Raw genomic sequence first — 12,202 nt, 5'->3', positions numbered from 1 at the left:
AACCAATGAGCGAAAAATCAAGACTTGACGAAATAAAAGAAGAATTAGAAAAATTAGATATCAATCCTACAATTTTTGCCAGAAAAGAAATCCGTGAGCTACCGGAAATTCTTTCGAGAGACGAAAAAATAGTTTATCTCGTTGAAGGCAGAAACAAAACGACCAAACACCACATTATTTTGGTGGCTACCGACAGAAGATTGATTTTTGTTGATAAAGAATTCATGTACGGATTAAAAGTTGAAGATTTTTCTTACGATAAAGTAAGTTCAATTCAGTATGAAAAAGAGTTTATGTTGGCTTCAATCGATATTCATATTTCGGAAAATATTCTTGAGATCGATGGAGTAGGAAAGTATTATGCAGAGCTTTTTTGCGAAAAAGTAAGAAATTTTATGGCTCGTCCGAAAGAAGCTTTTCAACCAAAAAGTGAATCTACAGTTTTAGACCAACTGGAACAGTTAGGAAGATTAAAAGAAAGTGGAGTTTTAACGGAAGAAGAATTTGCAGAGCAGAAGCAGAAACTTCTTGAAAAACTTAAATAAATCTTTCATTCAGATAAAAATTAAACACAAATTCGTAATTTGGATTATTCTTATGGAGTTTACTTTCCGTTTGATATAATTTAAAACTATTAAACCAAAAACCAGATGGATATTATTTGCGCATTGTGCGGAACACCCTTAACGTCTATGGATACGCTTTTGGGCGAAAATAAACTGTCGGACGGCAGTATTTTATGCAATAAATGCTTCAATAAAGCGACAAATATTAATAAAGACCTAGTAAATTCAATAGGAAGTTTTAATCTTGCGGAAGTAAGGGGAATTATTCTTGGTGGAAAAGTTGATTATTTTGAAGAAAATATCGCTACACCAGTCCTTGAAACTCCAAAAATGGAAACGCCTGTCAATACTTTTTTTGATCCGAACAGTTTTCAAGATTACGATCAACCGACAAGGCTTGATGATATTAAAGATCAGATCGTTGCACTTAATGCTAAACTCAGCATTTTTGTAGATAGCGAAGTGAAAGAATTGGTGAATATTTTGGATAATGGCGAAAAAATTATCGCCATTGCAGAAGGAAAATATTTAGGTAATAACCGTGAAGGTATTGTTTTCTCTACACAAAAAAGAATCGTGTTTATCGATAAAAAATTCTTTGGAGGTGTTGTAGAAAATGAATTTATGCATGATAAGATCTCTTCTGTAGAATATGATTCAGGTATTCTTACTTCTTCGATGAAGATATACACACAAGGTTCAACTGCAGAATTTAAATTATATAATAAAAGTGCAGCCAAAGCTTTTTACGATGGAATAAAAGACTATATCGGCCGTTCAGGAGCTGTTCAACAGCAATCATTTAAACAGGAAAGTTTTCATATTTCTATAAATGATCATTCATTTAGCTCTAATAATCAATCTTCACCGTTTGATATATTTAAACAAGTTATTTCAAAGCCTGAACAAACCCCTGAAAAAGCACCTGAAAATGTAAAAAAAGCACCTGCAGAAGCTATTTTTGAACAATTGGAAAAGTTGGGGAAACTGAGAGAAATGGGAGTATTGACAGAAGCTGAATTTGCAGAACAGAAAAAGAAATTATTAGAAAGGTTATGATAAAGGCATTCATTATTAGATTAATCAACGGAAAATGGTATTCTGCGCCATTGATTTTCACCATTTTTACGGTATTTTGCTGGCTTTGCCTTATTATTTTACCAACGAGAGCCTTAATATGGGGTTTATTTTTTTGTTTACCATTTATTGGATACTTTTTCTGCTTTATTTTGGGGATTGCAAAAATGTTCATGAAAGAATTTAAAGAGGGAATTAAACAATGTTTCTTTACTCTTATTGTTACATTTGCAGCCATGCTTTTCTTTACAGTTTTTCTTCCTACAAGTCCATACAAGGAATATAAAGGTGATGCAAAAAATCCAAATAATGTAAAAACCGAAATGCCTTTAAAGTTATCTCTTAATGAAGAAAAATCTTTGTTTAAAGTTGATAAACAGGATATCCTTTTGTATGATTACTCAATGCCGGGCAATTATAAATACCAGGTTTTTCTTAATAAAATTGAGAAAGGAAAAGTCTATTTAAAAATGTTTGATCTTGTCACAAACAGAATTCTTTCAGAAAAAGAGATTAAAAAAGACTCTCAAATAGAAGTTTATAATCCAACAGAAGAATTAAAAGAATTTGGATTAAGCGATCCAATTACTGTTGAAGAAGGCGAGTGGGGAGACTATTACGGAAGTAGAGTTGAGGTTTGGTTTCAGCCGGATGATAGTACTCAGCCTGAAAGAAAATTAATTACGAAGAATTATATTATTCAAGGTCAATAAAACATTTTGAGTGTTTTATAATTAATTTGATATAATTGAAAGGAGCTTGTGAACTTAGCTGAGTAGAACGCCTTTGCGAACTTTAAAACATTTAGTAGTCAATAAATCTTTGCGATCTTTGCGTTAAAAATATTACTGCTATAAGTGGGTATTCTTAATTTTTTTAATCTAAAATTAAAATCATGGAAAATTATCTCGAAATAAATAAAAAATCCTGGAATGCTAAAGTAGAACCACACTTAAAGTCAGATTTCTATTTTGTAGATGAATTTTTAAAAGGGAGAAATTCACTTAATTCTATTGAGCTTGATCTTTTAGGAGATGTAAAAGGAAAAAGTATTTTGCATTTGCAATGTCATTTTGGGCAGGATTCCATTTCATTATCAAGGTTAGGTGCAGAAGTTATCGGAGTAGATTTGTCCGACAAAGCAATAGAAGCTGCTAATAATCTCGCGAAACAGTGCGAAACAGACACAAAATTTATTTGTTCAGATGTTTATGATCTTCCGAATGTTTTAAATGAAAAATTTGATATTGTTTTTACAAGCTATGGAACTATTGGCTGGCTTCCTGATTTGAATAAATGGGCGAAAGTTATTAACCACTTTCTAAAACCTAACGGAAAATTTGTAATGGCGGAATTTCATCCTGTAGTTTGGATGTTTGATGATGATTTTAATGGAATTACTTACAATTATTTTAATGAAAAACCAATCGTAGAAACTTATGAAGGAACTTACGCAGATTTTTCGGCAGACATTGTTCAGGATTATGTGATGTGGAATCATTCGTTGTCTGAAGTCTTTCAGAATTTAATTAAGAATGAATTAACGATTGAAAATTTTCAAGAGTTTGATTGGTCACCATATCCTTGCTTTAAACATATTGACGAATTTGAGAAAGGAAAATTGCGAATCGAAAAATTCGGAAACAAAATACCAATGGTGTATGCCTTGAGCGCACAAAAAAAGTCATCGTAAAAATATTCTACGATGACTTTCCTTATATATGAATGTTAAAAAAAACTAGTCTTAACTTAAAGAATCTTCAGCTTTTGTTTTAGCTTCATCTAATTTTGCCTGAGCCTGAGAAGCTACGTCATTAGCTTTGGTTTTAAGATCATTTCCCCATTTATTAAGGTTGTCTTTTGCACTGTTGATCTTATCTTTTACCGCTTGTTGCTCTTCTGGAGTAGATTTTTTATATTTCCAATAAGCTAAAGCACCTAATCCTAATAAAGCAAGTATTCCATTTGTTTTGTTTCCCATGATTTCTATTTTTTTAATGTTATTATTAATACTAAAATTTGTTATTAATAAGTATGTAAAATACGTGCCAAAAAAATGAATTCAATTATAAATTTATGTTAAAATTTAATTAAAAACTTCAAAATTTTCACCGTCAAAACTTGCAAATACCATGGTTGGATAAGAATCCTGATGATAGATATTTCCCTGTTTATCAATGGCAATCGCACCTGCGAAACCGTCGATTGTTTTTAATTCTTCAAAAGTTTTATTAAAAGCATTTTCAAGACTCATTCCGTCTGTAACCCTTGTTACAATTTTTGTAGAAGTAGCATTGCTTACAATGTCCTCTCCAACACCTGTACAACTTACAGCACAGAACGAATTGGCATAATTTCCGGCAACAGTTGCAGAATCAGAAATTCTTCCAGGGATTTCAAAACCTTTTCCTCCGGTTGAGGTGGCAACGGCTAATTTCCCTTCTTTATCAATTGCTACACAGCCAACAGTTCCTTTTCCTCCATTTGCTAATTTGGCTTCATATTCTTTTCTACGTTGAGGAATTTCAGTTGAAAAATTTTCAAAACCATGTTCTGTGGCGTAATTTTTTGCACCGCTTCCTCCCAAAACTCTGTCATCTTCCTTCATTAAGTCTTTCGCAACGAAAATCGGGTTCTTTACATCCTGAATATTGATGACACCACTTAATTTTTGTGTCTCACCGTCCATGATTGCAGCACTCATACGAATGACTCCGTCACTTTGTATTTGAGAACCGATTCCGGCATTGTATAATTCATCATCCTCCAAAAGAGAAACGGCATAAGCTACCGTATCAAAAGCAGAATTTGACTGTAAATATTCAAAAGCCTTTTGAGCAATATTTTTTAACGATTCTTGTTTCGCTGTTTTTACTTCATGGCTCTGGTCGCTTTCGGAAAAGAAACCGCCGTGGATGATTAATTTCATAAAAATATAATTGATAGTTGATAAATGATAATTGATATTCTTGACGAAGTTAATTTATTTATCAACCAAAATCATTGATCATTTATTATTTATCTTGTGGAATCGGATTAAATTGAGAATTTTCAATCGTCAATGTTTTTGTCGTCAGGTCATAATGATCATTCATCGACATTACATGTACAGTTAAATTATCAATAGAAATTGGTTCTCCAAGATTGATGTTGGTAAGATTGGTGTCTTTAATAAACCTTCCGTCAACAATAATTACAAGTCCTGAACCTACGGCAGTCATTGTATCATTATGTATAAAAAGTCCTGTATCTTCACCTAAACCAATTCCCAACGTTCTCGGATTATTGACAACAGCCTGAAACAAACGCCCAATTCTTCCTCTTTGTACGAAGTGAGTGTCGATGATTACATTATCAATTAAACCTAAACCTTGCGTGGTTTTTATTTCACCTTTCAGCAACGCTTCAGAACTGCTTCCCTGATAAATCATATTTTCAGAGGCAGCAGCTGCTCCTGCAGAAGTTCCGGAGTAAATAAAATCCTGCTCCTGATATTTTAATAGAATGGTATCATGAAATCTGGTTCCGCCAAGAATTGAGGTCAGTCTCAACTGATCTCCACCTGTGAACATCACAACATCTGCTGCATTAGCCCTTGCTACCATCGCATCAGAATTGGCTTCCTCACGATTGTGGATATCAAGGATGTTTACATTTTTGGCGCCTAAAAATTCAAATGCTTTCTTATATTCCGTACCAACAATTTGGGGGATCTGAGAAGCAGTCGTAATAATTTCTATTACGGAATTTTCTTTAAGCTTAGACTCATTAATTATCTTTCTTAGAATACCTCTTTCAAAGAAATTGAGGTTTTTTTCGATATTCTGATCGAAGTCGGTTTCAGCAAAGCTGCCTTTATTTACAGCCCCTCCGATAACGATTAATTTTCCAACGGGTTTCATCATAGTGTGCAAATTTAAAAAATTATTAACATTTAGCGAAATCTATACCACATTTTAATTGATCCTGAGTATTTTAGAATTATTAATAATTTTCAATTTTATTTTGAGAAATCTACAAGTGTGGTATAGTTTTGTTTATGGTTTTACATTATCTTTGATTCTGGAATATGTTATCATTAATAAGAAAAATGCAAAATGTCTATGAAAATTGAGAAGATACAGGCTTTACGTGGTCCTAATATTTGGAGTATAAGAAGAAAAAAGCTGATACAGATGCGGTTGGATCTTGAAGAACTGGAAAATTTCCCTACCAATAAAATCGATGGTTTCAGAGAAAGAATCGAAAAATTAATGCCGTCTTTAATTACGCACAGATGTTCTGAGGGCGTTGTTGGAGGTTTTTTCCATAGAGTGGAAACCGGAACATGGATGGGGCACGTTATTGAACATATTGCTCTTGAGATTCAGACTTTATCAGGAATGGATACCGGATTCGGAAGAACACGTGAAACAAAAACTCCGGGTGTTTACAATGTAGTTTTCGATTATATTGAAGAAAATGCAGGAATTTACGCTGCCGAACAAGCCGTAGAAATTGCAGAAGCTTTAATTGAAGGCAGAGAATATGACCTGAATGCTTGTATTCATAGGCTAAAAGAGATTAGAGAACGTGTTCGTTTAGGTCCGTCAACGGGAAGTATCGTTGAAGAAGCGGTTTCCAGAAGAATTCCTTGGATTAGATTGGGGACAAATTCTTTGGTACAGCTTGGTTACGGAGTTAATCAACAGAGATTTCAGGCTACGATAACGGGTAAAACAAGCTCAATTGCGGTAGATATTGCATGTAATAAAGAATTAACGAAAAGAATGCTTCATGATGCTGCGATTCCTGTTCCGATTGGTGATTTGATCATGGATGAAGAAGGGTTGGAAAGCGTTATCAGAAAAATCAATTATCCGATTGTTTTAAAACCTTTGGACGGAAATCACGGAAAAGGTTCATCAATCAATGTAAATGATTGGGAAGCTGCAAAAATTGGTTTAGAACATGCTCAGAAATATTCAAAAAAAGTAATTGTTGAAAAATATATTACAGGTTATGATTTCAGAGTTTTAGTAATTAATAATAAAATGGTTGCTGCTGCAAGAAGAGTTCCGGCTCACGTTGTTGGAGACGGAGAATTAAATCTTGAGCAATTAATCGAAAAAGAAAATAAAGACCCAAGAAGAGGATATGGTCACGAAAATGTATTAACTGAAATTGCAGTTGACAAAGACACGACAGAACTTCTTGAAAAACTTCATTATACACTTGAAACGATTCCTCAAAAAGGAGAAGTTGTGTATTTAAAATCAACGGCTAACCTTTCTACTGGAGGGACTTCTATTGATGTTACAGACATGGTTCACCCGGAAAATATCACCATGGCAGAAAGAATTTCCAAGATCATCGGTCTGGATGTCTGCGGAATTGATATTATGGCCGAAAACTTAACGCAACCCTTAAAAGAAAGTGGTGGAGCCATCATTGAAGTAAATGCTGCTCCAGGTTTCAGAATGCACCTTGCTCCAAGCGAAGGTCTTCCTAGAAACGTTGCTGCTCCGGTTGTAGACATGCTATATCCGGCAGGAAAACCATTTACGATTCCGATCATCGCGGTGACGGGAACGAATGGTAAAACAACTACGACAAGATTAATTTCTCATATCATTAAAAATAACGGGTTTAGAGTAGGTTTCACAACGTCAGACGGTATTTATATTCAGAATACGATGTTGACGAAAGGTGATACTACAGGACCTCTTTCAGCTGAATTTATTCTGAAAGATCCAACCGTAGAATTTGCCGTTTTGGAAACTGCCAGAGGTGGAATTCTTCGCTCAGGACTTGGTTTTTCTCAATGTGATATTGGGGTTTTAACCAATATTAAAGAAGATCATTTAGGTTTAAATGATATTCACAACCTGAAAGATTTAACAAAGGTAAAAAGAGTTGTTCTTGACAGCGTAAAGAAAAATGGTTGGAGCGTGATGAATGCGGATGATGAGTATTCTATGAGAATTGTGAATGATCTACACAGCAATGTGGCAATTTTCAGTATGGATGAAAATAATCCTCACATGAAGAAATTCGCGAAAGAAGGGAAAATTACCTGCGTTTATGAAGAAGGTTTTGTGACGATCAAAAAAGGTGACTGGAAAATCAGAATCGGAAAAGCAAAAGATTTCCCAATTACGATGGAAGGAAAAGCTAAATTCATGATCGAGAATGTTTTAGCGGCGAGTTTGGCGTGTTATCTTCAAGGATTAGGAATAGAGGATATTTCAAATTCTTTAAGAACTTTTATTCCGAGTGCACAACTTACTCCTGGAAGACTGAATGTTTTCAAATTTAAAAATTTCAAAGTTTTAATTGATTTTGCTCACAATCCATCCGGATATGAAGCGATTGAAGATTATCTTAAAAATGTAGAATCTACCAAGAAAATTGGAATTATTTCCGGAGTTGGAGACAGAAGAGATGAAGATATCAGACTGTGCGGAAAAATCGCGGGAAGAATGTTCGATTACATCATCATCAGAAACGAAAAACATCTTCGTGGAAGAAAAGAAGAGGACATTAATGCATTAATCATCGATGGTATTAATGAAGCTCAAAGAGATGTAAGCTATGAAATTATTCCTAAAGAAATTGATGCCTTAAAACATGCAATGGGAATGGCTGAAGAAGGAGCTTTTATAACTGCTTTAAGTGATGTGATTTCTAACGCGATCGATCTTGTTCAGGAATATCAGGCGAGAGAATTGCTTGAGGATGATAAAATTTAATTGGAAGTTCAGGGTTTCGGCTTCGAAGAAGCCGAAACCCTGAACTTAATACTTTTCAAAATAAAAAACCTCCAAAATTTTGGAGGTTTTTTATTATATTCTTGTCCAGTTTTTTTCTATTTTCTGTAATTTTAAAAAGTATGGAATCAGAACAGCAAGTTCAAATCTGAGCATAAAATGTTTTGTAAAAAAAGGTAAAACGATCATTACAATTCCGCAAATAATGAATCCTAAAATAGCATCAATTTTTGCAACTTTAATGCCCCAGTCTTCTTCAAACCAAAGTCCGTAAGAGGCAATTCCTTTAAAAACAAATAAAAAGCTTATAAGAATACCTGTTAAACTATAAGGCTCAGTAGTTTCTAATCCGTAAAGTGACAACTCTGTATTTTTCATAAAAAATCCAAAAGCGAGGATGAATGCACCCACTACTCCTGTAAAAAAGAATAACCAAATGAAAATTTTAATCCAGACTGGTAATAAACTTCTTCTTCGTACAAAATTACTTTTTACATCAAACTCTTCAAAAGCTGATTGTTCTTCCATTGTATATTAGTTTTTATAAAATATTATTCTTCCACAAAAAATGCATTAGAACTGCCAATCCAAATTGCATCTTTCTTGTTAAAATCAACATTCACCATGGCGGCTTTTGTCATTCTTCCAAGATTTTCCAATAGGATAGGGCGTTCGTCATTTTCTCGCCAAATATACAATAATCTGATTTCTGCTTTTGAAAATTCTCCGTTGATATCTTCAAAAAGAGGAGCATAAGTTACTTTTCTCTGTAAAATATAATTTTCTTTATCCTCGATGGCGTCTGTGATTTCTTTTGTCGGATCTAAATTAACTCCACTTCCTGCAAATGAAAATAAAGGTTTTAAAACAAAATTTTCAAGACTTTCACTTTCCGGAAACTCGTGTAAGAAATAACTTTTCGGAACAAATTGATGTTTTAGCATTGGAAGAAGAAACTTTGAAATTTTGAAAAACCAGTTCGGATGCGTAACCCAAGTTACATCTACATCTTCACGGAAATCAAATTCGGTTTTAAGATCAGGAATTCTGTCTAATTCGTCGAAAATTACACGGTTATAGATTCTTTTGATCTCAGTTAATTTCCCATCATTTTCATAGAATAGTTTTCTTCCTTCTTTTTTTACTTTGGTTAAACAAACGGTTTTTATTCCTAATAATTTCTCGGTCAGAATAAAATCGATTAATGTTTTTTGTTTTTCAGGGAAAATTTCAAGAAGAATTACGTTTTCAGGATTTTCGTTGCCTACAATTAGATCTTTTACATAATTTCTAAATTCTTCATGAGGCATTTTGTTTTTGATATCATTTAAAAAAGGATAAACTTCACAAAATGTATCTTCAAAAATCTTTTGAAAAGCATACAATGATGGAAACGCTTGAAGCTCTATTAATTGAGGTTCTATTTCACCGTTTTCACTTTTACAGATTCCAAAATCTATGGTAAAAAAATGAGGTTGATTGGTATCATTCGGAACTTTACAGTTTTCAGGAATCGCTTTTTGTAACGTTTCTGGCGATAAAGCTTTGATTTGATCAATAATACTTTCACTTGCATCAATAAGCTTGTCTTTAAATTTATTCGAAAGAAACATTGGACTTTCGGAAATTCTGAAAGAAGTCTCAACACCACTTTTTTGTTTTAGAATTTCTTTAAACTGCTCATATTTTTCCTGAGAAAATTCCTGATTAAATTGTTTTCTGTATTTTGAGACCATATTCTTTTTCTTTGTGATTTTAAAAAATCGAGCAATGTTGCTCGATTTCTGTATTGATAATTTAATTTTAATGTATACTCTAAGCCATTGCTTCAATTCCCTTCAAAACGTTTTTTTTTGCAAATTGCAAAAATCTTGGAAGAATTTGAGCCTGCGTAAGAACGATTTTGTCTTCATCATCCATTCTGTCCACAGTTTCAAGATATTTTTCCATTCCGTAATTCTCGATCATGGCTTCTTTATTCTTTTCATCTTTCAGATTTTCAACCATACCTTCAGGATTAGCTTCTGGATGGAATTGAGTTCCGAAGATCTCTTCTGAAAAACGAACAGCCATAATAGCTCTTTCAAGATTAATATGCGGACGGAATTTCTCAATCGCAACGATTTTCATTCCCAATTCCTCAAAACGTTCATGATTAGGCTCAATAAATTGAAATGCTCTAGAATCTACTGCATAGAACGGATCCGGAAGATTTTTAAATAAAAATTCCTGCTCACCTTCATCAGTTTTATGAATCGGCATTACTCCGAAAGAATAGGATTTTCTTTTACAGATATTACCCAATTCCCAATGAATACTCGCCAATTGGAATGAATGACAAATCAGGAACATATACTTTTTATCATCATTATATTTATTATGATTATAAACGGTATCTAAAAATTCTGCAAATTTATCTTCCCATTCAAGACCTTCTCTGTGCGGATCTCCGGGGCCTCCTGATGAAATGAAAATATCAAAATCTTCGATATTTGGCATTTCATTTTTATGTCTTACATCAAAAGTTTTGATGATAACATTTTCTTCAGAATTTTTTTTGAATGCTTCCGAAATCTCTCGTATATTTTTAAAGCCTTGATTTACCTGATTGTTATTCATGTCCAGCAAAGCGATTCTAATATCCTTCATACTACTTCATATTTTTTACAAAGTTATCAAAAATATTATGAAACGGTTTGCCCATGTGTTATGCCATACTCTGTTTCTGAGATCATATAATCCACAACTTTCGTAAGATCGCCTGTTTCTTCATAGACTTTAAGCTGTCTGTCGGCACCTGTTCCGTTTTCAAGAATTGTCCATGCATATTCAACTTCTTTTCTGCATCCTAATTCGTCCACCACATCATCAATGAATTCAAGCAATTCTTTTAATAAATCAGGATAAGGTACAGATTCTTCTTTACCAAAATCAATTAAATGTGAATGTATTCCGTCTCTGGAAGCTCTCCATTTATTTTCATTTAATAATAATCTTCTATAACTTCTGAAACTTAAATTCTGCTGATGCAATTTGTAAATTTTAGCCACTAAACTTTGCATAATAGCAGCCAAACAAACCGTTTCTTCAATTCTTAAAGGCATATCGCAGATTCTGAATTCAATCGTTGGATAGAACGGGTGAACACGTAGATCCCACCAGATTTTCTTGGCATTATCAATGGTTCCTGTTTTAACCAAAAGATCAACATAGCTGTCAAATTCTGCCAGAGAATTGAAATAACTCGGAATTCCTGTTCTTGGAAATTTAACGAAAATCTCCTGTCTGTAAGACCTGAATCCTGTATTTCTCCCTATCCAAAAAGGTGAATTAACAGACAATGCATAAACGTGAGGCAAGAAATAACGCATTACATTTTGAATTCTTACGCCTTCTTCACGATTTGGAATTCCGATATGAACGTGCAGTCCGAAAATAAGATTTCCGCGGGCAACATCTCCCATATCGTCTACAATTTTGTTGTAACGTTCGCCATCTGTGATGGTGTTGTGCTCCCAGTTTGAAAAAGGGTGTGTTCCGCCTCCTGAAACGCGAAGTCCCTGTTCGTGAGCGGTATTAATAAGGTGTCTTCTTAAATTTGTAAGCTCAGCCTGTGCTTCCTGAATGTTCTGGCAGATACCCGTTTCCATTTCAATCATGGATTCATGCATTTCGTGCTTTAAGTTTTCACTTAAAACAGCTTTTCCGCCTTCAATAATTTTCGAAACATGAGAAACCAAATCACGGCTCTCAACATCTATAATTTGGTATTCTTCTTCGATACCAATCGTAAATTGATGCATTCTTTTT

Annotated in this window: 12 protein-coding genes; 5 read left to right on the top strand and 7 right to left on the bottom strand. The window is 33.7% G+C overall.

Annotated elements, in window-relative coordinates; all coding sequences use genetic code 11:
- Window positions 1-5: 5 nt before the first annotated feature.
- The 4 genes from SB689_RS03495 to SB689_RS03480 all read left to right on the top strand — a co-directional run bounded on the left by SB689_RS03495 (window position 6) and on the right by SB689_RS03480 (window position 3,336).
- Window positions 6-545 (top strand): PH domain-containing protein, encoded by a 540-nt coding sequence (locus tag SB689_RS03495; RefSeq protein WP_410690739.1) that lies wholly within the window; start codon window positions 6-8, stop codon window positions 543-545.
- A gap of 105 nt (window positions 546-650) precedes the next feature.
- On the top strand, window positions 651-1,625 hold the full coding sequence (locus SB689_RS03490; protein ID WP_410690738.1) for a PH domain-containing protein: 975 nt from the start codon (window positions 651-653) through the stop codon (window positions 1,623-1,625).
- Between the two features lie 191 nt (window positions 1,626-1,816).
- Entirely contained in the window at window positions 1,817-2,356 is a 540-nt protein-coding gene (locus tag SB689_RS03485) for a hypothetical protein (RefSeq protein ID WP_410690737.1), read from the top strand.
- Window positions 2,357-2,538: 182 nt separating this feature from the next.
- Complete coding sequence (locus SB689_RS03480; RefSeq protein ID WP_410690736.1) at window positions 2,539-3,336, top strand: class I SAM-dependent methyltransferase; 798 nt, start codon at window positions 2,539-2,541, stop codon at window positions 3,334-3,336.
- 51 nt (window positions 3,337-3,387) lie between these two features.
- On the opposite strand, the gene SB689_RS03475 is transcribed toward SB689_RS03480, so the two are convergent.
- From SB689_RS03475 to SB689_RS03465, 3 genes are all read right to left on the bottom strand, one after another.
- Window positions 3,388-3,624: a YtxH domain-containing protein gene (locus SB689_RS03475; RefSeq protein WP_410690735.1), complete on the bottom strand. Its 237-nt coding sequence runs from the start codon at window positions 3,622-3,624 to the stop codon at window positions 3,388-3,390.
- Window positions 3,625-3,729: 105 nt separating this feature from the next.
- Window positions 3,730-4,572 (bottom strand): isoaspartyl peptidase/L-asparaginase, encoded by an 843-nt coding sequence (locus SB689_RS03470; RefSeq protein WP_410690734.1) that lies wholly within the window; start codon window positions 4,570-4,572, stop codon window positions 3,730-3,732.
- 85 nt (window positions 4,573-4,657) lie between these two features.
- Window positions 4,658-5,545 (bottom strand): cyanophycinase, encoded by an 888-nt coding sequence (locus SB689_RS03465; protein ID WP_066759822.1) that lies wholly within the window; start codon window positions 5,543-5,545, stop codon window positions 4,658-4,660.
- A 201-nt stretch (window positions 5,546-5,746) separates the two neighbouring features.
- Between SB689_RS03465 and cphA the strand changes: the two genes are divergently transcribed.
- The gene (gene cphA / locus SB689_RS03460; protein ID WP_410690733.1) at window positions 5,747-8,374 is read left to right on the top strand and encodes a cyanophycin synthetase; all 2,628 of its coding nucleotides are present in this window, start codon (window positions 5,747-5,749) and stop codon (window positions 8,372-8,374) included.
- Window positions 8,375-8,467: 93 nt separating this feature from the next.
- On the opposite strand, the gene SB689_RS03455 is transcribed toward cphA, so the two are convergent.
- The 4 genes from SB689_RS03455 to SB689_RS03440 form a co-directional block, all read right to left on the bottom strand.
- Window positions 8,468-8,920 carry a hypothetical protein gene (locus SB689_RS03455; protein WP_410690731.1) on the bottom strand — a complete coding sequence of 151 codons (453 nt, stop codon included), beginning with the start codon at window positions 8,918-8,920 and terminating at the stop codon, window positions 8,468-8,470.
- Window positions 8,921-8,943: 23 nt separating this feature from the next.
- Window positions 8,944-10,128: a hypothetical protein gene (locus SB689_RS03450; RefSeq protein ID WP_410690730.1), complete on the bottom strand. Its 1,185-nt coding sequence runs from the start codon at window positions 10,126-10,128 to the stop codon at window positions 8,944-8,946.
- 79 nt (window positions 10,129-10,207) lie between these two features.
- Complete coding sequence (locus SB689_RS03445) at window positions 10,208-11,041, bottom strand: type 1 glutamine amidotransferase (protein ID WP_410690729.1); 834 nt, start codon at window positions 11,039-11,041, stop codon at window positions 10,208-10,210.
- A gap of 35 nt (window positions 11,042-11,076) precedes the next feature.
- Window positions 11,077-12,195, bottom strand: coding sequence for a carboxylate-amine ligase (locus SB689_RS03440; protein ID WP_123984659.1), 1,119 nt, complete (start codon window positions 12,193-12,195; stop codon window positions 11,077-11,079).
- Window positions 12,196-12,202 lie beyond the last annotated feature (7 nt).

It is taken from the genome of Chryseobacterium sp. SIMBA_038 (genome assembly GCF_046535115.1).
Taxonomy (GTDB): Bacteria; Bacteroidota; Bacteroidia; order Flavobacteriales; family Weeksellaceae; genus Chryseobacterium.
The sequence above is the reverse complement of the archived record's forward strand: the minus strand, read 5'-3'. Positions and strand labels throughout refer to the sequence as shown.